The organism is Amycolatopsis sp. WAC 01375 (genome assembly GCF_003947325.1).
Lineage (GTDB): Bacteria > Actinomycetota > Actinomycetes > Mycobacteriales > Pseudonocardiaceae > Amycolatopsis.
The window spans coordinates 40,576-63,104 of record NZ_QHHW01000052.1 but is presented as its reverse complement, the minus strand read 5'-3'; the positions used below and the strand labels follow the sequence as shown (position 1 = coordinate 63,104).

At 68.8% G+C, this 22,529-nt stretch carries 26 protein-coding genes; 15 read left to right on the top strand and 11 right to left on the bottom strand.

Translation table 11 applies throughout. The features are described 5' to 3' along the window. Positions 1–152 precede the first annotated feature (152 nt). A complete protein-coding gene (locus tag DL991_RS33740) occupies positions 153–830 on the top strand; it encodes a hypothetical protein (protein WP_125788397.1) in 678 nt (225 codons plus the stop codon). Between the two features lie 85 nt (positions 831–915). On the opposite strand, the gene DL991_RS33735 is transcribed toward DL991_RS33740, so the two are convergent. Further along, positions 916–1,386, bottom strand: a complete 471-nt coding sequence (locus DL991_RS33735; RefSeq protein ID WP_125788396.1) for a hotdog fold domain-containing protein — start codon at positions 1,384–1,386, stop codon at positions 916–918. A gap of 62 nt (positions 1,387–1,448) precedes the next feature. On the opposite strand from DL991_RS33735, the gene DL991_RS33730 reads away from it, so the two are divergent. Continuing rightward, on the top strand, positions 1,449–2,042 hold the full coding sequence (locus tag DL991_RS33730) for an acid phosphatase (protein ID WP_125788395.1): 594 nt from the start codon (positions 1,449–1,451) through the stop codon (positions 2,040–2,042). Between the two features lie 3 nt (positions 2,043–2,045). After that, the gene (locus DL991_RS33725) at positions 2,046–2,528 is read left to right on the top strand and encodes a GNAT family N-acetyltransferase (RefSeq protein ID WP_125788394.1); all 483 of its coding nucleotides are present in this window, start codon (positions 2,046–2,048) and stop codon (positions 2,526–2,528) included. 115 nt (positions 2,529–2,643) lie between these two features. Here the strand turns inward: DL991_RS33725 and DL991_RS33720 are convergent, their stop codons facing one another. Next, on the bottom strand, positions 2,644–3,147 hold the full coding sequence (locus tag DL991_RS33720) for a hypothetical protein (protein WP_199746464.1): 504 nt from the start codon (positions 3,145–3,147) through the stop codon (positions 2,644–2,646). Between the two features lie 409 nt (positions 3,148–3,556). Here DL991_RS33720 and DL991_RS33715 point away from each other — a divergent pair, with 409 nt between their 5' ends. Both DL991_RS33715 and DL991_RS33710 read left to right on the top strand, forming a co-directional pair. Further along, positions 3,557–4,483 carry a diacylglycerol kinase family protein gene (locus DL991_RS33715; protein WP_125788393.1) on the top strand — a complete coding sequence of 309 codons (927 nt, stop codon included), beginning with the start codon at positions 3,557–3,559 and terminating at the stop codon, positions 4,481–4,483. 273 nt (positions 4,484–4,756) lie between these two features. After that, entirely contained in the window at positions 4,757–5,011 is a 255-nt protein-coding gene (locus DL991_RS33710) for a WhiB family transcriptional regulator (RefSeq protein ID WP_026466945.1), read from the top strand. 319 nt (positions 5,012–5,330) lie between these two features. Here the strand turns inward: DL991_RS33710 and DL991_RS33705 are convergent, their stop codons facing one another. Continuing rightward, entirely contained in the window at positions 5,331–6,854 is a 1,524-nt protein-coding gene (locus DL991_RS33705; RefSeq protein WP_125788392.1) for a sensor histidine kinase, read from the bottom strand. 106 nt (positions 6,855–6,960) lie between these two features. Here DL991_RS33705 and DL991_RS44105 point away from each other — a divergent pair, with 106 nt between their 5' ends. Beyond that, on the top strand, positions 6,961–7,035 hold the full coding sequence (locus tag DL991_RS44105; RefSeq protein WP_369299112.1) for a 50S ribosomal protein bL37: 75 nt from the start codon (positions 6,961–6,963) through the stop codon (positions 7,033–7,035). A gap of 67 nt (positions 7,036–7,102) precedes the next feature. Here the strand turns inward: DL991_RS44105 and rsrA are convergent, their stop codons facing one another. Continuing rightward, entirely contained in the window at positions 7,103–7,426 is a 324-nt protein-coding gene (gene rsrA, locus DL991_RS33700; RefSeq protein WP_034305173.1) for a mycothiol system anti-sigma-R factor, read from the bottom strand. After that, on the bottom strand, positions 7,423–8,061 hold the full coding sequence (locus DL991_RS33695) for a sigma-70 family RNA polymerase sigma factor (RefSeq protein ID WP_125788526.1): 639 nt from the start codon (positions 8,059–8,061) through the stop codon (positions 7,423–7,425). Before DL991_RS33695 ends, rsrA begins: the two co-directional genes overlap by 4 nt. Before the next feature lie 190 nt (positions 8,062–8,251). Between DL991_RS33695 and ybaK the strand changes: the two genes are divergently transcribed. Together ybaK and DL991_RS33685 are read left to right on the top strand one after the other, a co-directional pair. Further along, positions 8,252–8,728, top strand: a complete 477-nt coding sequence (gene ybaK / locus DL991_RS33690; protein ID WP_125788391.1) for a Cys-tRNA(Pro) deacylase — start codon at positions 8,252–8,254, stop codon at positions 8,726–8,728. Between the two features lie 197 nt (positions 8,729–8,925). Then, entirely contained in the window at positions 8,926–9,489 is a 564-nt protein-coding gene (locus DL991_RS33685) for a hypothetical protein (RefSeq protein ID WP_125788390.1), read from the top strand. Here DL991_RS33685 and DL991_RS33680 read toward each other — a convergent pair. Together DL991_RS33680 and DL991_RS33675 are read right to left on the bottom strand one after the other, a co-directional pair. Next, complete coding sequence (locus tag DL991_RS33680; RefSeq protein WP_125788389.1) at positions 9,439–10,047, bottom strand: alpha/beta family hydrolase; 609 nt, start codon at positions 10,045–10,047, stop codon at positions 9,439–9,441. The two genes, DL991_RS33685 and DL991_RS33680, sit on opposite strands and share 51 nt — an antisense overlap. Further along, complete coding sequence (locus tag DL991_RS33675; protein ID WP_125788388.1) at positions 10,044–10,802, bottom strand: SOS response-associated peptidase; 759 nt, start codon at positions 10,800–10,802, stop codon at positions 10,044–10,046. Before DL991_RS33675 ends, DL991_RS33680 begins: the two co-directional genes overlap by 4 nt. Before the next feature lie 100 nt (positions 10,803–10,902). Between DL991_RS33675 and rsgA the strand changes: the two genes are divergently transcribed. The 5 genes from rsgA (at position 10,903) to DL991_RS33650 (ending at position 15,617) form a co-directional block, all read left to right on the top strand. Beyond that, a complete protein-coding gene (gene rsgA / locus DL991_RS33670) occupies positions 10,903–11,913 on the top strand; it encodes a ribosome small subunit-dependent GTPase A (RefSeq protein ID WP_125788387.1) in 1,011 nt (336 codons plus the stop codon). Positions 11,914–11,973: 60 nt separating this feature from the next. Next, a complete protein-coding gene (locus DL991_RS33665) occupies positions 11,974–12,870 on the top strand; it encodes a hypothetical protein (protein WP_125788386.1) in 897 nt (298 codons plus the stop codon). A 253-nt stretch (positions 12,871–13,123) separates the two neighbouring features. Then, positions 13,124–13,804, top strand: a complete 681-nt coding sequence (locus tag DL991_RS33660) for a hypothetical protein (RefSeq protein WP_125788385.1) — start codon at positions 13,124–13,126, stop codon at positions 13,802–13,804. Positions 13,805–13,877: 73 nt separating this feature from the next. After that, positions 13,878–14,672 (top strand): hypothetical protein, encoded by a 795-nt coding sequence (locus DL991_RS33655; RefSeq protein ID WP_125788384.1) that lies wholly within the window; start codon positions 13,878–13,880, stop codon positions 14,670–14,672. Between the two features lie 60 nt (positions 14,673–14,732). Beyond that, positions 14,733–15,617: an NAD(P)-dependent oxidoreductase gene (locus DL991_RS33650; protein WP_125788383.1), complete on the top strand. Its 885-nt coding sequence runs from the start codon at positions 14,733–14,735 to the stop codon at positions 15,615–15,617. Positions 15,618–15,694: 77 nt separating this feature from the next. Here the strand turns inward: DL991_RS33650 and DL991_RS33645 are convergent, their stop codons facing one another. After that, on the bottom strand, positions 15,695–16,186 hold the full coding sequence (locus DL991_RS33645; protein ID WP_125788382.1) for a hypothetical protein: 492 nt from the start codon (positions 16,184–16,186) through the stop codon (positions 15,695–15,697). After that, positions 16,183–17,589 (bottom strand): wax ester/triacylglycerol synthase family O-acyltransferase, encoded by a 1,407-nt coding sequence (locus DL991_RS33640; RefSeq protein ID WP_125788381.1) that lies wholly within the window; start codon positions 17,587–17,589, stop codon positions 16,183–16,185. Before DL991_RS33640 ends, DL991_RS33645 begins: the two co-directional genes overlap by 4 nt. A gap of 34 nt (positions 17,590–17,623) precedes the next feature. On the opposite strand from DL991_RS33640, the gene DL991_RS33635 reads away from it, so the two are divergent. Next, entirely contained in the window at positions 17,624–18,403 is a 780-nt protein-coding gene (locus tag DL991_RS33635; RefSeq protein WP_125788380.1) for an RNA methyltransferase, read from the top strand. On the opposite strand, the gene DL991_RS33630 is transcribed toward DL991_RS33635, so the two are convergent. Next, positions 18,378–18,782, bottom strand: a complete 405-nt coding sequence (locus DL991_RS33630) for an HAD-IA family hydrolase (RefSeq protein ID WP_125788379.1) — start codon at positions 18,780–18,782, stop codon at positions 18,378–18,380. The genes DL991_RS33635 and DL991_RS33630 overlap by 26 nt on opposite strands. A gap of 112 nt (positions 18,783–18,894) precedes the next feature. Between DL991_RS33630 and DL991_RS33625 the strand changes: the two genes are divergently transcribed. After that, entirely contained in the window at positions 18,895–19,398 is a 504-nt protein-coding gene (locus DL991_RS33625; RefSeq protein ID WP_125788378.1) for an Rv3235 family protein, read from the top strand. A 66-nt stretch (positions 19,399–19,464) separates the two neighbouring features. Here the strand turns inward: DL991_RS33625 and secA are convergent, their stop codons facing one another. Continuing rightward, the gene (secA, locus tag DL991_RS33620) at positions 19,465–22,296 is read right to left on the bottom strand and encodes a preprotein translocase subunit SecA (RefSeq protein WP_125788377.1); all 2,832 of its coding nucleotides are present in this window, start codon (positions 22,294–22,296) and stop codon (positions 19,465–19,467) included. Positions 22,297–22,529: the final 233 nt, after the last annotated feature.

Genomic DNA, 22,529 nt, shown 5'->3' with positions numbered 1-22,529 from the left:
GCCGTTCGACACACCTTCAAGGTCGAATCCGAAGCAGATTCGCGTCAGCTGGGTAAACACCGTTTATTTTCACTCGAACGTGACGATCCCAGGGGTCCCCTGGGGGCCTTCCCCGATGTGACCCAGGCCTCCGCGGGCCACTCTTTCGAGTCATGAGACGTCTTCTCGCCGCGACCGCGGCCGCACTGTCCGCAGCCGCCCTCCTCGCCCTTCCCGGCCACGCCGCCGCGACACCGTCGCCCGTGCCCGACTTCGACTTCTCCGCATGCCCGGCACCGCCCGCCAACGCCGACCCCGGGACCTGGCGTTGTGAAGCCTTTGTCTCCCAAGGAGTCCTGACCATCGGCGGCCGGGAGATCCCGCTAGGGGAGATGCGCCTGACGTTCTCCGAAGGCGAGATCGACGGGAAATTCGCGCAGGTCTTCGGCGAACTGCGGCACGCGCCCGCCCGGATCCGCGGCACTTTCGGCGCGAGCATGCAGCTGAAGTACGGCGGCTACTCGGACTTCCAGTCGAACGACGAACGCCGCGGCGAACTGGACCTCTACGCCGCCCTGCGGCATCCCTTGCTGCCCAAGGAATGCACGGTCGGCACCCTCGAAGCGCCGCTCCACTCGGTGGTCAAGGACGATCCCGCGGTGCCCTTCGAGGTCATCTCGCAGAACCCGAAGACGGTGAAGTTCGGCGTCGTCGACACCCAGCTCGCCCTGCCGGCCACAACCGGCTGCGGCAGGACGGCGCCGATCGCGGACCAGCTGCTCGGCCTGCCGTCGCCGAGCGGGAAGAACACCTTCAAGCAGACGACCTACGTCCAGTTCAAGCCCCTCTGACCATCGCGATCAGTCACCTGGTTGCGATGGTTCGCACACGCGAGGATCGCAACCAGGTGCCGAATTGCGGGAGCGAGAGCGCGCTTTACTTCTTCTTGGTCACCCAGATGGTGATGGTCGCGGTCACGACGGGTTTCCCATTCGTGTCCGTGATCGTCACCGGCACGGGGAGCTCGAAGCCCTCGTCGCCGAATTCGGGCAACTCCGGCAGTTCGGCGACCGCGCGCAGACCCGTCTCGGCCTTCGCCACGTATTCGACCGTCATTCCCTTGGGCAGCCAGCGATGCGTCGCCGGGACGGTCGCCTCGGCGAGCATGCCCATGGCGATCTCGGCGAGGTTGCATGCCGCGATCGCGTGAAAGGTCTTGATGTGGTTGTAAACACCCCACCACTTCGGGGACGTCACCTCGCACCGGCCGGGACGCAGGTCGCGCACCGTCGGGAGCACCGTCCGGAAGTACGGCACACGCAGGCACATCGCCGCCGAGAACAGCTGTTTGCCGACCGGCTTGCCCGCCAGCCGGTTCCACATCGCGTAGGTCGGATTCTGCGCCATCACGGTCTCCTCATCATGTTACTCACCAGTAGCATAACCGGACCGCAGGCTATATTCGCAACGTGGCACATCGGCTCTTCCTCCTCCGGCATGGTCAGACCGAGTGGTCCGTCAACGGACGGCACACCGGACGCACCGACATCCCGCTCACGACCGCCGGCGAGGGGCAGGCCCGCGCGGCGGGCGGCACCCTGCGCGCGGTACTCGGCGGCTCTCCCGCCCTCGTCCTTTCCAGCCCCCGCACCCGCGCGCTGCGGACGGCGGAGCTGGCCGGGTTGCGCGTCGACGAGGTCACCGAAGAGCTGGCCGAATGGGACTACGGCGACTACGAGGGCGTCACCACGCCGGTGATCCGCGAGACCGTTCCCGGATGGACGGTCTGGTCGCATCCGATTCCGGGCGGTGAAAGCGCGGACGACGTCAATGCCCGCGCGGACAAGCTGATCGAACGCGTCCGCGAACCGCTCGGCAGGGGTGACGTGATCCTCGTCGGCCACGGACACTTCAGCCGCGTCCTGGTCGCACGCTGGGTCGGCCTGCCGTCGACCGCGGGCGTCCACTTCGGGCTCGACCCGGCCGGCGTCGCGGTGCTCGGCGACGAACGCGGCGAGCCGCAGATCGAACACCTCAACCTGCTCCCCACCACAGAGGACTGACGAATGGGCGACGACCGCATCCGGCGTATCCGCGAAGACGACGTGGACGCCGTCGTCCAGCTCGTCTACGACCTCGCCGAGTTCGAACGCGCCCCGGACGAATGCCACCTCACGCCCGAGCAGCTGCGCACGGCACTGTTCGGCGAGGCTCCCGGCCTGTTCGGGCACGTCGCCGAGGTCGACGGCGAGATCGTCGGCTACGCACTCTGGTTCCTCAACTTCTCCACCTGGCGCGGCGTGCACGGCATCTACCTGGAGGACCTCTACGTCCGCCCCGAGCAGCGCGGCTCCGGCCTCGGCAAGGCGCTACTGGCCACCCTCGCGGCGGTCTGCGTCGAGCGCGGCTACGCCCGCCTCGAATGGTCGGTGCTCAACTGGAACCCGGCGCAGGGCTTCTACAAGTCCCTCGGCGCGGTGCCGATGGACGAATGGACCGTCGACCGCCTCACCGACGAACCGCTGAAGGCGCTCGCCGCCCAGGTCTAGCGTGAGCGAAGGCGTAACTCACGTGATCAGGGACGTAACTCACGTGATTGGACGCCGCACTCGAAGTTACGTCTCCAATCACGCGAGTTACGTCTCTGGTCACGCGAGTGCGGAGTCAGGAGTCCCGCTCCTCGCGTTCGCGACGCGCAGCACGACCCGCGGCGCCGTCGCGCTCGGCGGCCTCCTCCTCGCTTTCGCCGTCCTGCATCCCGAGCGCCCACGCGCGCGAAGGGCGGCGGAACAGCAGCACGATGACGGCGACACCGATCAGCGCGAGCGGCACTCCCCACAGCGGCTGCCCGGACGGGCCCGCGCCGTACCAGCCGACGCCGACCAGGATCAGCGCGACGACCACACCGGGCGAGCGAGCCCACGTCTTCCCCATCGCCAGGCCGACCGCGCAGGCCAGCGTTCCGGCGGCGAGGACGAGGTAGTAGGCGACCTCGGCCAGCAGGTTCTCCGGTCCGGCCTGGCCGTTGACCAGGAGCAGGATCGCGAACACGATCAGGGCGAGCCCCGGCAGCGCGGTGACGGCCCCGGCGAGGCGGACTTCACGGGGCGCGGGCGAGAGCTTGTCTGCGATGGACACGGCGAAACAGCCTTCCAGGCTTCCGGTCACGGCGCTCCACCAGGGCGGGTCACCGTACGTGAGCGCTTTCGATCGTATGCCACCCGGTCGGCCGGTTTCCCCGGACCGCCGTATGGGAAGAATTGGAGGCGTCGTCGATGAGCGGGCGGTCGGCCCGGGTGCACTTGTCACGACACGCTGTCATTCACCGGCAGTGAGGAGGGACGCCCGCCACAGGGGTCATAAGGTCACGCGCGCGTTTCTTGGCGGCCGGAGGCCTCGGATTTGCGAAGATCGGGCCGCTGACACGGCCAAGTGAGTCGTCAGTCGACGCCGCGGCCCGGCTTCGGAAATCCGAAAGCGCGCGTTGAGCGACACTGCCTCGAGGACGCGTGTGCCATTGAGCTTCGCGTCACCTGACGCTCCCCTCTTCAGGCCGAAGAGGCTTACCCTGCGGTATGTGCGTGCCATCCTCGTCGTGAATCCCCAGGCCACCTCGACCACCGCCGGTGGCCGTGACGTGCTGGCGCACGCACTGGCCAGCCAGGTCAAACTCGACGTGGTGGAGACCGACTACCGCGGCCACGCGATGGCCGTCGCCCGGTCCGCCGCCCGTGACGGGATCGACCTGGTGGTCGCCCACGGCGGCGACGGCACGGTCAACGAGGTGGTCAACGGCCTGCTCGCGGACGCCGACGGCGATCCCGCGAAGGTGGGCGACGTCCCCATGCTCGGTGTCGTGCCGGGTGGCTCGGCGAACGTCTTCGCCCGCGCGCTGGGGATCGCGCACGATCCCGTGGAAGCGACCCATCAGCTTCTCAACGCCATCGAGAACGACCGGAGCCGCAAAGTCGGCCTCGGGATCGCCGACGGCCATTGGTTCACCTTCAACGCCGGCCTCGGCTGGGACGCCGACGTCGTCGGCAGGGTGGCCAAGCGACGGGGCAAGCAGACCACCGCCGGGCTCTATCTGAGGGCCGCCGTGGTGTCGCATCTGCGGCCTCCGCTCGGCCGTCCACCCCTCACGGTCCGGATCCCTGGCGAAGAGCCCACCGAAGTGCTGACCGCTTTCGTGTCGAACACCGATCCGTGGAGTTACCTGGGGGACCGTCCCGTCCACCTCAACCCGGGCAGCTCGTTCGACACCGGACTGGGCCTTTTCGCGTTGAACGGTCTGGGATTGCCCACCGTGTTCAAGCATGTACGGCAGGCATTGCTCACGAAGAGCAACCAACGCGGGCGACGTCTCCTTCGTCACGATGACCTGCCGATGATCCGCATAGACGCTGCTGAACCGGTAAACTTCCAGGTGGACGGCGACCTCGTCGGCCAGCGGAAGAGGGTGGAGTTCTTCAGCGTCCCGGGAGCACTGACGGTAATCGTCTGACGACCGGACCGCTGATCGCCTGCGGCAAAGTACGACCTGCCGCTCATCGACGCAGAACCTCCGCTCACCGCATCGGCCTTCCCTTCGGGAGGCTGTTTCGGAACGAAACCGCAGGTCAGAAGCGTCGCTCGGCCGGGTGAGCTGACTCACCGATCTTCAGAAAACCCTTGTCGAAACGGGTGCTTCGTGAAAGCATTCACAAGCACCCAAAAAAACGACCGCCATGACGACTATGGCGCGGAGTACCGCGCCGTTATGAAGGAGCTCAGAAACATGGACTGGCGCCATGACGCGGCCTGCCGAGACGAGGACCCCGAGCTGTTCTTCCCGGTGGGAACCAGCGGTCCTGCTCTGTCGCAGGTAACTCAGGCGAAATCCGTGTGCCACCGCTGCACCGTCGCTTCCGACTGCCTGGCCTGGGCTTTGGCCAGCGGGCAGGACGCAGGCGTCTGGGGCGGGATGAGCGAGGACGAGCGACGGGCCCTGAAGCGCCGTCGTACGCACATCGGCACGCGTACCTCTGCCTGAGTCTTTCGGACTCAGCACGCTTCATCGTATTACTCACAACTGAGCAAGACCCCAAGCTTCGGGAAACTCCTGCGGCGCAGTGGCTGTATGGCCCTGCGTCGTGAGGTGACACGTACCCGACTTGAGCTTAACAAGCGAGGCCGACACACCCTCACGGGGGTATGGCTTCGCTGGACTTTCCCAAGTCCTCCCGCGGAACCGTTACAGGGCCGGCGCCAACTTTCTCTTCGGGCGCCGGCCCTAAAACGTGTCCGGGTAAGACTGTCCACAAGGGACGATCAAAAGCGACAGTCCACACCGGACGCCGTGGCGGTGGAGCTCACAGCCGTCGCGACAACGGGATCCGCAAGGCCGCTTCGGTTCCCGCACGGCGGCCGACGGTCTCCTCGGATTCCCCGCGCAGCCCACGGATCGACAGCGATCCGCGCAGTTCCGACTCCACCAGGGTCCGCACGATCTGCAACCCGAGGCCATCGCTGCGTTCCAGCGAGAAACCCGAGGGCAGTCCGCGCCCGTTGTCGCGGATGACGACGTCGAGCCAGCGGGCCGAGCGTTCCACCTCGAGTTCGACCTTGCCCGGCCGTCCGCCGGGGAACGCGTGCTCGATGGCGTTCTGGACCAGTTCGGCCAGCACCATCACCAGTGGCGTCGCGATCTCGGCGACGACGACTCCGAACGAGCCCTTGCGCGAAAGCCCGACCTGCGATTCGGCCGTCGCGACCTCACCGACCATCGGGAGGACGTTGTCGAGCAGCTTGTCGAGATCGACCCGTTCGTCCACCGAGATGGACAGCGCCTCGTGCACCATCGCGATCGAAGAGACCCGGCGCACGGATTCGCCGAGCGCGAGCCGCGCCTCCTCGCTGGAGGTCCGGCGCGACTGGAGCCGCAGCAGCGCGGCGACGGTCTGGAGGTTGTTCTTCACCCGGTGGTGGATCTCACGGATGGTCGCGTCCTTCGAAAGGAGGGCGCGGTCACGGCGCTTCACTTCGGTGACGTCGCGCACCAGCACGAGCGCGCCCGCGGCCTGCCCGGCGGGGCGCAGCGGCAACGCACGGAACAGCACGACGGCGCCGCGGCGGGAATCCGCCTCCGTGCGGCTGCTGGGCTTGCCGTCGAGCGCTTCGATGATCCGGTGCGAAACCTCGGTCGCGTCGAACGGGTCACGGATGAGCGAGCGGGTCAGCGGCGCGAGGCGCTGCCCGACCAGGTCGGATTCGTGCCCCATGCGGTGATACGCCGACAACCCGTTCGGGCTGGCGAAGACCACGGTGCCGGTCGGATCGAGGCGGATGAGGCCGTCGCCGACCCGCGGGCTGGTGTGCGTGTCCGTCTGGTTCCCCGGGCTGGGGAAGGTGCCGTCGACGATCATCTGGCACAGGTCGCCGGCGCTGCCGAGGTAGGCGATTTCCAGCGGGCTCGGCACCCGCGAGGCCGCGAGGTTGGTCTCGCGGCTGAGGATGGCGATCACCGTACCGGCGAACACCACCGGGATGGCCTCGCGGCGCATCGGCAGGTCGCGGTACCAGTGTGGGTCCTCTTCGCGGCAGATCCGCACCTCGCGGCTCGCCTTCGCCAGCTGCGGATGCTCGTCGACGGTGAACCGGGAGCCGACGACGTCCTCCGGATGGGCGGTCGGCGCCGTCGTCGGGCGCGCGTGCGCGACGCAGACGTAGTCGCCGCCGTCGGGCTGAAGTTCTTCCGAGACGGCGACCCAGAGCAGGAAGTCGGCGAAGGACAGGTCGGCCAGCAGCTGCCATTCGGCGACCACGGTCTGGAGATGATCCGCGGCCTCACCGGACAGGCCGGTGTTCTCCGCGAGCAGATCGGAAAGAGTGGACACGTCCCCATCCAAGCAGGGTGAGGGCCGCATGACACACTGGAGAGGTTGACCCTGGCCCAGCGGTGTCGTACCACCCCGCGAGGGCCACTCGGACGAGGAGTGAAACATGTCGAAGCGCGCCCGCAAGCGTCGCGACCGTAAGAAGAACGGCGCGAACCACGGCAAGAAGCCCAACTCCTGATCATTCGATCAGACGACGAAGGCCCCCGCACCGATCCGGTACGGGGGCCTTCGTGTGTCCTGGGGCTCTACTCGAAGGTCTGCTCGATCTTGACCTCGGTGCGTTCGATGGTGATCGCGCCCTTGGTCTGCACGGTCTGGCGGATCGAGGCCCGCAGCCGGGACTTGAGGTCGTCCGGCGCGTGGTCGCCACCGCACTTACGGGCGAGCAGCTGCTTGATGTGCTCGTCGATGCCGTATTCCTCGAGGCACGGCGGGCAGTCCTCGATGTGCTTGCGCAGGGCGGCGTCGCGCTCGGCGCTGCACTCCTTGTCCAGCAGCAGGTAGATGTCGGCGAGGGCTTCCTCGCACCTGACCTTGTCGTCCGCGCCGGCGCAGTAGTCCTCGCTCATCGCCCCGCCACCTCCTGTTGTTTGCCCGCGCGGATGAAGCCCCGCTCGCGGGCGACATCGGCGAGCAGGTCACGGAGCTGGGCGCGGCCGCGGTGCAGCCGGGACATCACGGTGCCGATGGGCGTGTCCATGATCTCGGCGATCTCCTTGTACGCGAAACCTTCGACATCGGCGAGGTAGACCGCGAGGCGGAACTCCTCGGGCAGCTTCTGCAGCGCTTCCTTGACGTCGGCGTCGGGCAGGTTGTCCATCGCCTCGACCTCGGCCGAGCGCAGCCCGCTGGAGGTGTGATTCTCCGCCTTGGCGATCTGCCAGTCGGTGATCTCCTCGGTGGGCTGCTGCACCGGCTGGCGCTGACGCTTGCGATAGCCGTTGATGTAGGTGTTCGTGAGGATGCGGTACATCCACGCCTTGAGGTTCGTACCCGCCTTGAAGGACGCGAAGGCCGCGTATGCCTTCAGGTACGTCTCCTGGACGAGGTCCTCGGCGTCGGCGGGATTCCGGGTCATCCGCATGGCGGCCGAGTACAGCTGGTCGAGCAGGGGCATCGCGTCCCGCTCGAAGCGCTCGGCCCGCGCGGCCGCCTCTTGGGCGTCCGTGCCCGTATCCGGCGCGGGATTCTGCGTGCTCGGCAAACCGTTCCCTTCCCGATCGGCGTCGATGCGCTTGTGCGCATGAGACGTCGACGAGTTTACGCGCGGACGGATCACCTGGCCGCCCGGCGTGCGCGGGATCAGGATTCGGGGAGCTTCGAGTGTGGTGGACACGTGGCTTCCAACAGTGCGGCCCGGCCGGGCATTCCCGGCGCGCTCGTAGACTCCGCCCATGGCAGGCAAGGGAACCCCGGCGACGGCGCTGCTGGCGAAGCAGAAAGTGGCACACATGCTGCACGCCTACGACCACGACCCGCGGGCCGAGTCGTACGGCCTCGAAGCCGTCGAGGCGCTGGGGCTCGACCCCGCACGCGTGTTCAAGACACTGGTCGCCGAGGTCGACGGGAAACTGACCGTCGGCGTGGTCCCGGTCACCGGCCAGCTGGATCTGAAGGCGCTGGCGGCCGCCGCGGGCGGCAAGAAGGCGAAGATGGCCGACCCCGCCGCCGCGCAGCGCGCGACGGGATACGTGCTCGGCGGGATCTCGCCGCTCGGGCACCGGAGCCGGCTGCCGGTGGTGATCGACGCCTCGGCGGAGAAGTTCGAGACCGTGCACTGCTCGGCCGGACGCCGCGGCCTGGAGGTCGAACTCGCGCCCGGTGATCTGGTGCGGCTGACCGGCGCCGTCGTCGCCCCGATCGCGAGCTGAGCGATGTCGCCAAGCCCCTCCCGCAATTGGTCACCTACTTGCGATGGGTCGCTCACGCGCCTGCCGCAAGTAGGTGACCAATTGCGATGGTCGCTCACCCTCGCGAGGGAGGAGGGTCGGTCCGCAGCGGGAAGATCACGCGGCCGCGCTCGGGAATCGTCATCGGCGAACGAACGACGATTCCTGGGAGCGACGAAATGACCGAGACCGTGTCCGGCGTACCGAGGTGGGCGAACCTCGCCGCCCACGCCACGCTGCTGGCGACGTTGCCGTCCGGGCTGTGGCGGATCGCGATGGGCCTCGGCGTCCCGGTCGGGTTCACCACACAAGGGCTGGCGGAGTTCGGCATCCCCGGCTGGGGCACGGCCTATGTCTTCGGCCTGAGCTTCCTCACCGAGGCGCTCGCGTTTCTCACTCTCGGGCTCGTCCGACCGTGGGGTGAGGTGTGGCCGCGCTGGATCCCGGGGCTGCGTGGCCGCCGGATCCCGCCGCTCGCGGCGATCCTCCCGGCCGCCGCGGGCGCGCTCGCGCTGACCGGGCTGGGCGTCCAGGGGCTGTTCGGCTGGATCGAGGCCGATTCCTCGATGGCGCCGGGGACCAGAGAGGACTCGCCGGTCTACGACATCGTCATGGCGGCCTGTTACGCGCCGCTCCTGCTCTGGGGACCGTTGCTGGCGGCCGTCACCGTGCACTACGCCCGGCGACGGCTCTCAGGTGAGCGGCCGCAGCACACGCTCCAGCCACTCGGCGGCCGCGCGTGACACGCCTTCGAGGTCCGCGCTGAGGTTGTGGTCGCCCTTGAGCACCACGATCTCGTGATGCGGGCCCGCCTTGGGCAGGCCGAACGGGTCGCGCTCGCCCTGCACCACGAGTGTCGGGACCTCGACCGCGTCCAACTCGCCCTGCCGGGACTTCTCCGGCTTCCCCGGCGGGTGTTCCGGGAAGGCCAGGCAGAGCACCGCCACCGCCTGTCCCGCCGCGGCGGTCCGGCAGGCGACGCGGGCCCCGGAGGACCTGCCGCCGAAGACGATCGGGAGATCGTCGAAGTGTGCGGAGATCTCGTCGGCCACGGTGAGCCAGGCGGTGTCGAGCTGGGTGGCGGGTGCGGGAGCGCGGCGGCCCGCCACCCGGTACGGCTGTTCGACGAGCGCGACGTGGACACCGGCCGCCTGCGCCGCCCGCGTGACCGCGACCAGGTCCTTCGCGCCGATCCCGCCGCCGGCGCCGTGGCCGAGCATCAGCACCGCGATGCCCTCCTCGGCACAGTGCAGCTCGGCCCGCGCGGGGCCGTAGGCGGTGTCGATCTCCAGCTTCGTCATGACTTCGGCACGTCGAAGAGCGCGCTTTCCGCGGCGGGTTCGACGCGGTCCAGCAGCTGCGGGCCGTTGTTGCGGACGTTGTTGACCAGGCTGGACACCGGCCGCAGTTCGATCGTGTCGACCAGGTCCTCGGCGGGCGGGACGAGCAGGTCGGTGACGTCGGACCGGTCGGGGTCGAGCCAGGTGTCCCACTTCTCGCGTGGCATCAGCAGCGGCATGCGGTGGTGGATGTCGGTGAGCCTGCCGACCGAGTCCGTGGTGATCACGGAGAAGGTGATCAGCGGGTCGGCGTCCTTGTCGTCCTTCGGCCGCCAGGTCTCCCAGATACCGGCGAACGCGAGCGAGCCGTCATCCGGTCCGGTCATGAAGAAGGGCTGCTTCTCCTTGCCGTCACGCCGCCACTCGTACCAGCCGTCGGCGGGGACGAGGCAACGCCGCGCGGAGACCGCCTTCTTGAACGACGGCTTCTCCTTGGCCGTCTCGGCACGCGTGTTGATCATCTTCGAGCCGACTCCTGGGTCCTTCGCCCAGAACGGGACCAGTCCCCAGCGCATCATCCGCAGTGACCGGACGGCGGGCTCGTCCTCGAGCACCGCGCCGTCGGCGTCCCGGGGATGCCGCTGCACCACGGTGGGGACGTCCTTGGTCGGCGCCACGTTGTGATCGGTCCGGATCCGGCCCTCGGTCAGATCCACCGCGGCGAACTCGTCGATCAGCGCCGCGGGATCCTTGGTGGCGGCATAGCGCCCGCACATGCGAAAACCTCCTAATCAGAAGTCATCGTTACACGCTGACCATGGGTTGGCGAGTGGCATGGGATCATTCTTCCGCGGGACGCGAAGAGCAGGAGGCGGTTTGGCTGGCAAGGACTGGCGCAGGCTGGACGAAACCGACGTGCGGATCCGTCCCGGCAAGGGCACCAGGCCGCGCAGCAAACGCCGTCCCGAGCACGCCGACGCCTCCACGGCGATGGTCATCGGCAAGGACCGCGGGCGCTGGACCTGCGCGATCGACTCGGATCCGGAGCGTGTCGTCACCGCGATGCGGGCCCGCGAGATGGGCCGGGTCTCGGTCGTCGTCGGCGACACCGTCGGCATCGTCGGTGACGTGAGCGGCAAACCGGACACCCTCGCCCGCATCATCCGGGTGGACGAACGTTCCAGTGTGCTGCGCCGGACGGCGGACGACACCGATCCCTTCGAACGGGTGGTCGTCGCCAACGCCGAGCAGTTGCTGATCGTCACCGCGCTGGCCGATCCCCCGCCGCGCACCGGGTTCATCGACCGCTGCCTCGTCGCCTGCTACGCGGGGGGCCTCGAACCTGTCCTCTGCCTGACGAAGGCCGACCTCGCGAGCCCGGACGAACTCCTCGCCGGCTACGCGGGCCTCGACATCCCGGCCGTGGTCACCCGGCACGACGAGCATCCGGAGGAACTGACCGGGCGGCTCAAGGACCGGGTCACCGCGCTGGTCGGGCATTCGGGCGTCGGGAAGTCCACTTTGGTCAACCGGCTGGTGCCGGACGCCGGACTGGCGACCGGCGTGGTCAGCGCGGTCGGCAAGGGCAGGCACACGTCCGTCGCGGCGGTCGCGCTCCCCCTTCCCGGCGGCGGCTGGGTGGTCGACACGCCGGGCATCCGCTCCTTCGGGCTCGCGCACGTGACCGCCGACGACATCGTGCTCGCCTTCGAGGAGTTCGCCGAGGCCGCCGAAGAGTGCCCTTCCGGCTGCGGCCACCTCGGCCCGCCTTCGGACCCGGACTGCGCGCTCGACGACGTAGTCACCGACGGTCACGCCAGTCCGGAACGACTGGGCTCGTTGCGCCGGCTTTTGGGCTCCCGAGCTGGGCATGACGACGATCGGTAACTAATTCCGGCCTGGAGCGATAACCCGTTCGGATTAGATCAACTTTTCTGAGGGGTCCACTTGAAGCGCGTAACCACGCTCGCCGCCATCACCACGGCCGCCGTCCTGGCGCTGTCCGCCTGCGGTGGCGAGAAGCAGCCCGGCGCGGCTGCCCCCGCTCCTTCCGAAGCGAAGAGCATGCTTTCGTCACCGCTGGGCGACGCGGTCCAGCTGGCCGCTCTCACCAAGGAGAGCACGACGAAGGCCAAGTCGTCGAAGGTCTCCATGGAGGCCTCCTCCGGCGGCCAGACCATGACCGTGACCGGTCAGGGCCTGTATGACGGCGAGAACAGCAAGTTCTCGATGTCGATGGACAGCGACGGCAAGAAGATGGACATCCTGTTCGTCGACAAGGCGCTGTACTTCAAGCTCGACGCCGCCGACAAGGCGGAGATGAAGACCGACAAGGAGTACGTGAAGGTCTCGGCCGACGGCCAGGACCCGATGTCGCAGCTGCTCGGCAAGATGATGTCGAAGGCCGTCAAGGACAGCGACCCGTCCCGCACCCTGGAGCAGGTCGCGAAGGCCGGGAAGATCACGAAGTCGGACCAGGTCCAGCTGAACGGTGAGCTGACCAACCACTACGTCATCGACATCGAGGTCGAGAAGGCGATCGCGCTCGTCGTCGGCGAGGCCGGTGTGCCGCTCCCGCCCGAGGCGCAGAAGCAGATCGACGCGAAGCTCAAGGGCAAGAACGTCACCATCCCCACCGAGCTGTGGCTCAACGCCGACAACCTTCCGCTGCAGGTCACCATGGACCAGACCGCGTTCATGAAGGCCCTGGGCGCTCCCGGTGAGGGCTCGGCGAAGGCCACGATCAAGTACACCGACTGGGGCACGCCGATCACCGTCACCGCCCCGCCCGCCGACCAGGTCGGTGACCTGGCGGAGATCATGAAGAAGGCCGGCGGCCGGTAAGCGGCTAGCTGCTCGCACGCGTGAAGGCCCCCTTCCCACGGTTCAGCTGAGGGAAGGGGGCCTTCACGCGTTCGGCGAGCGGGGAAGGCGGCGGTGACGCCTCGGTACGGGTGGTCGTGAGTGGCGATTCGGGTTCTAACCCGAATCGCCACTCACGACCAACTTGACCCACCTCGCCCCGACATTCGGACGGTGGAAATTCACGCGACAGGCACTACGGTGGTGGTACAGACCATTCACCCGAGGGAGTCCTATGCGTGCCACCGGATTCGCCGTCGTCTGTACCGCTCTCCTACTGCTGGGCGGCTGCTCCGGCGGAGAGCAACCGGCGGCGCCACCCGCGCAGGACGCGGCGCAGCTGGCTTCGGCCGCCGCCGCGGGCACCCAGAAGGCGCGTTCGTCCAAAGTCGCGCTCGAGACCACCGCGGAGGACGGCCGCAAGGTCGTCGTCACCAGTTCCGGGCTCTATGAGGGTCCGAACAGCAAGTTCTCCATGGTCGCCGAGGTCGCCGGTGAGAAACGGGACCTGATCTTCGCCGACGGCGTCCTCTACTACCACCTGTCGGACGCCCAGCTCCAGGAGAACAAGAGCGGCAAGGAATGGGTCAAGATCACCGCCGACGGCAAGGACGCGCTCTCCGCGGCCAACGGCGCGCTGATGACGAAGGTCGTCGAGACGATGGATCCCACCCGCACGATCGACCGGATCGCGAAATCGGGCAAGGTCACCAAGTCAGGTCCGGCCGACGTGAACGGCACGGCCGCCACGCACTACGTCCTCGATCTCGGCGGCGCCCCCGCCGAGGTGTGGCTGGACGCCGAGCAGCGTCCGGTGCAGGTCAGCGTCGACAAAGCCACGGTGAAGTACGAAAGCTGGGCTTCGGACGTGGTGATCATCGCGCCGCCGCCCGAGGCGGTCGGCGACAGCCGCTGAGCCGTTCCCCCGATCGGGGCGAGGTCCGCGGCTGTGTTTCGCTTGGGTGCCCGCACTGTGAAAGCAGGTCCTCATGCGAAGAACGGCCCTGTCGACCGTCGTGCTCGTACTCGGCGCGCTGCTCGGCGCGTGCGACGGCGAGACCGTCTCGTTCGCCGACGCCCGCGCGCTCGCCGACGGGGCCATGTCCGCCATGGACGGCAAGGCGGCGAAGTTCGCCACGGACGTCACGGCGGGCACGATGCGGTCGAAGAGCCAGGGGCAGGCGCGGGTCGCGGGGACGGGCACCGCACTGGCCATGACCACGGACTTCCTCGGCGAGGCGCTCGAACTACGGCTGGTCGACAAGACCGTCTTCGCCAAGGTTCCCGAGGCCGCCCGTGAGGACGTTCCCGGCGGAAAACCCTGGGTCAAGGTGTCCCCCGACGGCGCGGACCCGTTCTCGCAGGTCGCCGGCGGCAGCATCGACCAGCTGGCCAAGCAGAACGATCCGGCCCGCGCGCTCGACCAGGTCCGGCGGGCGGGCAGGCTCACCGAATCGGGGCACGCCGAACTCGACGGCGTGTCCGCCGAGCGCTACCGGCTCGACGTCGACATGGCCGCGCTGGGCGGTGACCTGCCCGCCGGGTTGTCGGCGGAGGCCGTCGGCGAGCTGCACGGCAAACTCGGGAAGATCCCCATGGAGGTCTGGCTCGACGACGCGCACCAGCCGCTGCAGATCGTGCTCGACCTCGCCCCCGTCCTCGCCGCTTCCGGCGTCCCGGACAGCGCGATGGCCCGGATCGTCGCGCGCTACCGCGAATGGGGCACGCAGGCCGACATCCAGGCGCCGCCGCCGGAGGAGATCGGGGAGATCCCGGCAGGCTGACCCGGTCACGTTCCCCGGACCCGTCTCGTCCCTCTTGTGAAGGCGACAGGAGGAATGAACATGCGCGTGATGGTGATCGGGGCGACCGGGGTGCTGGGACGTCCGCTGGTGCGTCGGCTGCTGGCCGATGGCCACGAGGTGAGCGGGCTGGCCCGCGGTGTGGACCACGTCGCCGCGGTGCGGGCGACCGGGGCGAAACCGGTGCAGGGCTCGTTGTTCGACGTCGATTCGCTGGCAGGCGCGCTGAACGGGCACGACGCGGTGGTGAACGTCGCGACGCGGATCCCGGACGCGCGCCACGCGATGACGTTGTCCGGCTGGGCGGAGAACGACCGGGTGCGGATCAACGGCAGCCGGACCCTCGCCGACGCCGCCCGACGGGTCGACGAGCTGGGAATCGTGGTGCAGGAAGGGATTTCGTTCGTCTACGCCGACGGCGGCGACGAGGAACTGGACGAGGACGCGCCTCTCGCGCTGCGCGGCAACATCGCGTCTTCGACGGTTGCACACGCGAACATCGCGGAACTGGCGGACGAGGGCCGCACCGCGATCCGGCTGCGGATCGGGCTCCTGGTCGGAGACGACGCGATGACCACGATGATGCTGGCGGCCGCGCGGCGCGGTTCGCCGCTGATCTTCGGCCGCCGGGCCGACTGGACCGCGCCGATCCACCCCGACGACGCGGCGGCGGGCGCGATCGCGGCGCTGCGGGCGCCGAGCGGCGTCTACAACCTGGCGGCGGATCCGGTGCGGAAGCAGGAACTCGGCGAGGCGATGGCCGTCGCGGCCGGTGTCCGGCGGCCGCGCGCGGTGCCGAAGTGGCCGGCGAACCGGCTGGGCCTGATGTCGGTACTGGCGCGTTCGCAGCGGGTCGTCTCGACCCGGCTCACCGAAGCGACCGGCTGGCGGCCCGAACGCCCGGTGCCCGGCCCGTCCTGGTTCTAGAACCCTCGCAATTCGGCACCTGCTTGCGATCGTTGCGCGCGCAACGATCGCAAGCAGGTGCCGAATTGCGAGGGTGGCTACAGGAGTTCCAGCAGGAACGGGAGCTCTTGGGGCGCGTACCAGGCGAGTTCGTGGTCCTCGGCGTCGCCGAGGGTGAATTCCGCGTCCGGGTCGCCGAGGTCCGCCTGGTCGATCACCGCGGCGGCGGCCCGCACCGACTCCGCGGCCTCCGCGGCGTCGACGTGGATCGCGGCGACGTCGGCGATCTTCACCGGCCCGGACAGCCGGACGACGGCGGCGTCGAGATCCGGGCGCAGCGTGACCTCCTCGACGTCGGCCGAGATCACCACCCGCCGCGGCTCGGGCTTCTCCTCGGCCTCGATCAGCCGGAGCGACGCCCTGGCGGCGTCGAGCAGCGCGGCGTACTCGAGTTCTTCGTCGGATCCGCTGGCGTAGGACTCCCGCAGCGCCGGGGTCAGCGCGAATCCCGTGCCGCTGCGTGCCCGGAACTCTCCCGAGGTTTCGAGCTCACGGAGCATCGCGATCGTCGCCGGTAGATAGACCCTCACCAGTGCGCACCCTTCAGCTCTTCCAACGATTCCTCGATCATCCCGGCGAGCAGGTCCACATCGGACACGGCCTTGCGGTCGCCGTTCAGTCCGAAGTAGACACCCCCGTGATACGAGGTGACCCCGATCGCCAGCGCCTGATTGCGCACCAGCGGCATGACCGGGAACATCTCCACCATCTTCGCCTGTCCCGCGTAGAGCGGCACCTGCGGGCCCGGCGAGTTCGTGATCAGCACGTTGAAGATGCGCCCCGACATCGACCCGGCCGCCCGCGCGCCCAGCGAATGCAGCGTCGCCGGCGCGAAGCCACCGACCGTCAGCAGCCCGCGCGCGGCGACCGAACGGCCGGAGTCGAGGTGGTCCGCCATCGCGTGGCCGATGTGCTGCAACCGCAGGACCGCGTTCGGCTCGCCGACCGGGAGATCCACCAGATAGGCGTCGACCTGGTTCCCGACCAGGGCGGGCGTCGAGTATTCGGCCGTCTCGGCGTCGCGGACGGCCATCGGCACCAGCGCGCGCACGGTGGTCGTCGCCGTCAGGTTCGAACCGCGGGAGAGCAGCCATTCCCGCAGCGCGCCGGTGATCGCCGCGAGCACGACGTCGTTGACCGTGCCTCCGTGGTCCGCGCGGACCTTGCGGAAATCCTCCAGCCGCGTGCGGACCACGGCGAACATCCGGCCGCCGGAGGTGCGGACGTTGAGCGGCCCGGACGGCGCCGGATGCACCATCGTCTTCAGCGCCGACGCGACGTCGCCCACCGTTTCGGTGACCTTGCCCGCCATCGCGGTGGCGTCGTGGGCGATGGACCGGACGTTCTCCACCAGCTCCGTCGGCCGCTGCACGGTCTCGGCGACCGCGTCGAGGATCAGCTGGGTTCGGCTCGGTTCCCGGCGCGGATGCCAGTTGTCGTCGAACGGTTCCGGCTCTTGCGGGGTGGCGTCGAGGATCAGCTGGCCGAGTTCGATGGTGCCGAGCCCGTCCACGACCGACTGATGCGTCTTGGTCACCAGCGCGACGCGATCCCCCGCGAGCCCCTCGACGAAGTACGCCTCCCAGAGCGGCCTTCCCGGGTCGAGCCGCCTCGACATCAGCCGGGCCACGAGATCGAACAGCTGGCCGTCGGAGCCCGGCTGCGGCAGCGCGGACCGGCGGACGTGGTAGTTCAGGTCGAAGTCGACGTCGTCGACCCACACCGGCCGCGCGAGATGCCCCGGTACCTCCAGCACCCGCTGCCGGTAGCGCGGCAGGAACGCCAGCCGCTGCCCGATGAGGTCCAGCAGCTGCTCGTGGGTGAAGCCGTCGCGCGGTCGCTCGAAGACCGCCACTCCACCGACGTGCATGGGGGTCGAGTGGTCTTCCACGTACAGGAACGAGGCGTCGAGCGCGGAGAGGCGGTCGGGCATGGGCCGATCCTTACATAGTGGGACACTCGCCGGTGTGGGTGATGAGTCGGTGATCTCGCCGAAGGACCGGTTCCTGACGGTGTACGGGCGCAAACCGGTGCTCGAGGCGTTGGACGACGCGGCGCTCGAGGTGGACAAGGTGATTCTCGCCGACACCGTGCGCGGGCCGAACGCCGCCGAGATCGAGCGTGCTGCCAAGGCCGCCGGGGTGCCGGTGCAGCGGGCGAGCGCGCACCGCGTCAAGGTGCTGGCCGGCAACGGCAAACAGGACCAAGGGGTGCTGGCCGACGTCGTCGCCCCGCGAATGCGGTCGCTGCACGCGGCCCTTTCCGACGGCAGGCCGCCGTCGCGGGTGCTGCTGCTCGACGGAATCACCACCCCGGCGAACGTCGGGATGATCCTGCGCACGGCGACCGCCGCCGGGCTGGAAGGTGTCGTGGTGCCGCGGCGCGGGGTCGCCGCCCTCGACCCGATGGTGGTCAAGGCTTCGGCCGGGGTCGCGTTCCGCGCGCCGGTGCTGCGGTGCGGCAGCGCGCGCGAAGCGGCCGAAATGCTCACCGAAGCCGGATACGGCATCTACGCGCTGGGCGCTTCGGCACGCAGTTCGGTGTTCGACGTCGAGCTGCCGCAGCGCGCGGCCTTCGTACTGGGCGGGGAGACGAACGGGGTCGGCGCCGAGGTCGGCGAACTGGTGACCGAATGGGTGTCGATCCCGATGCCCGGCGAGGTCGAGTCGCTCAACGTCTCGGCCGCCGCCGCGGTGCTGTCCTTCGAGCTGGTGCGCCGGGCTACGGCTTCGGGAACAAAGCGCTGAGCTCGGTCAGCGTCTCCTCGACCGACGTGTGGTGCACTCCCGCCATCCCTGCCGACACCGCGGCGCGGACGTTGTGCGCCGCGTCGTCGACGAACACGCATCGGTCGGCGGGCAGGTCGAGCAACCCCGCCGTGAGCAGGTAGACCTCGCGTTCGGGTTTGGCCACGCCGACCTCGCCGGAGAAGACGAGCGCGTCGAAGAACGGGGCGAGCGACCGCTTGGCCTCGTCCGACGCGCCGGGAGCGTTCGACAGCAAGGCCGTTTTGATACCGCGCTCCCTGGCCGCCCGCAGATAGGCGTACAGCTCGTCCGCGCCGTCGTCCGTGAGCACCCCGACGTAGTCGATGACCAGCCCTTTCAGCACCGGCCCACCGTACACAAGCGATCACCGCACGGTTCATCCTCTCGGGCGGTCCCTGTCGCCGGTCGGCCCACCACCGGTCCCTTACTTGCTGGGCGTGGCCGAGGGGGCCGCGGAGGGGGATTGTCTGATGGGTTCGTACGTACTGAGACGGCTTGAGCCATTCGAACCGCCGTACCGGATCGCCGGAAGGCCGGGCAGGGCGGTGCACCGGGTGGCGCCGCCGGACAACCAGCTCGTGCTCGATCTGCCGCTGTCCGGCGAAAAGATCGTGGAGGTACCGGAGCCACGGCCCGACACCCTGGACGGGCGGCAGGTCGGCAGGCTGCTGACCACCATCCTCGAAGCCTGCGACGGACGCCGTCCGGCGGTCCAGGTGCGGCCGATCCTCGACCCCGCGCTCCACAGCGCGCTGCTCGACCGGGGCCGACGCCGCCCACCGGGCGGCTACCGGCCGAAGTCGATCCACCTGTGCCATCCCGCGGACGGCGTCATCGAGGCCTGCGCGACCGTCGAACAGAACGACCGCTGCCTCGCCTTGGCCGCCCGCTTCGAGCGGACGCCGTCGGGCTGGGTGTGCACCCGCTTCCACCTGCTGAAGCCGCCGCGCCGGGTCTCCGCGCTCGCTGCCTGATGCGCGTGAAGGCCCCCTTCCCTCGGTTGAGCCGAGGGAAGGGGGCCTTCACGCGCTTGGTCGCTTTTAGCGGCGCGGGCCCTTCTTGCCCTTCTTCTGGGAGGCGCGCTGCGCGGCACGGCGCTCCCGGCGGGTTCCGCTCTGGTCACCGGCGTCGCTCGCGCCACCGTCCGAATGCGACTCGACGCCGCCGTCCTCGGACGGGCCCGACATGGTCAGCCCGGACTGCGAACCGCCGCCGAGTCCCTTGCCCCGCAAGGCGGACGGCACGGATTCGGTGTCGGTCGCCGGACCCTGCGGCGGCGTCGGACGGGCGTGCCGTCCGTCGCCGTTGGCGGCCTGGCCGTTCCCGGAGCCGACACCGGCGGGCAGCGCGGACGCGGACTCCGGCGACGGCGTGGCGGGTTCGGCCTGCTCGACCTGGAGGTTGAACAGGAAGCCGACGGCCTCCTCCTTCAGCGACTCCAGCATCGCGCGGAACATGTCGTAGCCCTCGCGCTGGTACTCGATGACCGGGTCGCGCTGGGCGAGGGCCCGCATGCCGATGCCCTCCTTGAGATAGTCCATCTCGTAGAGGTGCTCACGCCACTTGCGGTCGAGCACGGTGAGCATCACCTGGCGTTCCAGGCTGCGCATCGCGCCTTCGCCGACCTTGGCGTCGATGTCGGCCTCACGCTCGTCGTACGCGCGGTGGGCGTCTTCGAGCAGCGCCTGACGCAGACTGTCGGCGTCGAGGTCGTCGTCCTCGGTGAGCTCTTCCCAGGTGACCTTGACCGGGTACAGCGTCTTGAGCGCCGTCCACAGCTTCTCGTGGTCCCAGTCCTCGGCGTAGCCAGAAGAGGTCTCTTCGGTGACGTACGCGTTGATGACGTCGACCAGCATGTGCTCGATCTGCTCGCGAAGATCCTCGCCCTCGAGGACGCGCAGGCGCTCGGCGTAGATCACCTTGCGCTGCTCGTTCATGACCTCGTCGTACTTGAGGACGTTCTTGCGGATCTCCATGTTCTGCTGCTCGACCTGCGTCTGAGCGCTCTTGATCGCCTTGGAGACCATCTTGTGCTCGATCGGCACGTCGTCCGGCAGCCGCATGGTGGTCATGACCCGCTCGACCATCGTCGCGTTGAAGCGGCGCATGAGCTCGTCACCGAGCGACAGGTAGAACCGGGACTCGCCCGGGTCGCCCTGACGGCCGGACCGACCGCGGAGCTGGTTGTCGATGCGGCGGGACTCGTGCCGCTCGGTGCCGAGCACGTACAGGCCGCCTGCCTCGCGGACCTCCTCGGCCTCGGCCTTGGTCTCCGCCTGGATGTCTTCGAGCACCTTCGGCCAAGCGGCCTCGTACTCCTCGGAGTGCTCCACCGGGTCGAGACCACGGTCGCGCAGCACCTCGTCGGCGATGATGTCCGGGTTGCCGCCGAGCACGATGTCGGTACCGCGGCCCGCCATGTTGGTGGCGACGGTGACCGCGCCCTTGCGCCCCGCGCGGGCGACGATCAGCGCCTCCCGGTCGTGGTGCTTGGCGTTGAGGACCTCGTGCGGGACACCCAGCTTGAGCAGCAGCTTCGACAGGTGCTCGGACTTCTCGACACTCGTGGTGCCGACCAGTACCGGCTGGCCCTTCTCGTGCCGCTCGGCGATGTCCTCGGCGACGGCCTCGAACTTGGACTGCTCGGTCTTGTAGATCAGGTCGGCCTGGTCGGCGCGGACCATCGGCTTGTTGGTCGGGATCGGCACCACACCCAGCTTGTAGGTCTGGTGGAACTCGGCCGCCTCGGTCTCGGCGGTACCGGTCATGCCCGACAGCTTGTCGTAGAGCCGGAAGTAGTTCTGCAGCGTGATCGTGGCGAGCGTCTGGTTCTCGGCCTTGATCTCGACGTTTTCCTTGGCCTCGATCGCCTGGTGCATGCCCTCGTTGTAGCGGCGGCCGTGCAGGATGCGGCCGGTGAACTCGTCGACGATGAGGACTTCGCCGTCACGGACGATGTAGTCCTTGTCGCGCTTGTAGAGCTCCTTGACCTTCAGCGCGTTGTTCAGGTAGCCGACCAGCGGCGTGTTCGCGGCCTCGTAGAGGTTTTCGATGCCGAGCTGGTCCTCGACGAACGCGACACCCTTCTCGGTGACACCGACGGTGCGCTTGCGGATGTCCACCTCGTAGTGGATGTCCGGCTTCATCAGCGGGGTCATCCGGGCGAACTCGACGTACCAGCGCGACGACTGGTCGGCCGGGCCGGAGATGATCAGCGGCGTCCTGGCCTCGTCGATGAGGATGGAGTCCACCTCGTCGACGATCGCGAAGTTGTGGCCGCGCTGCACGCAGTCTTCGAGGCTCCACGCCATGTTGTCGCGGAGGTAGTCGAAGCCGAACTCGTTGTTCGTACCGTGCGTGATGTCGGCGGCGTACTGCTCGCGGCGGACCGCGGGCGTCTGGTCGGCCAGGATGATCCCGACCTCGAGGCCGAGGAAGCGGTGGATACGGCCCATCCACTCGGCGTCACGTTTGGCGAGGTAGTCGTTCACCGTGATGACGTGCACGCCTTTGCCGGACAGCCCGTTCAGGTACGCGGGAAGCACCTGGGTCAGGGTCTTGCCCTCACCGGTCTTCATCTCGGACACCTGGCCGAGGTGCAGCGCGGCGCCGCCCATCAGCTGGACGTCGTAGGGCCGCTGGCCGAGCACGCGCCAGGCCGCCTCCCTCGCCACCGCGAAGGCCTCCGGCAGGAGGTCGTCGAGGGACTCGCCGTCCGCGTGCCGTTTACGGAACTCGTCGGTCTTGGCCCGCAACGCGGTGTCCGAAAGTTCCTTGACGTCGTCTTCGAGGGTGTTGATGTGATCGGCGATGTGTCGCAGCCGCTTCACCATTTTGCCCTCGCCCGCGCGGAGCAGGCGGTTCAGCACCATCCGGTCGACCTCACTAGCTGATTGTGATCGCACCCGAGCCGGTCCCGGGCAATCTCGTACGCGGTGGTGCCGGGTAACGCACCACCGTCCGACCCCATCGTAGGGAACACCTCGGTGTTCGCGCACGCACCGTCGGTCGGTACCTGACCGAGCGGGGGCGTATCCCGGCCGATCCGGACACGACAGCGGCCCGCACGGGACGCGTGCGGGCCGCCGTCGTGGACGTAGGGGCC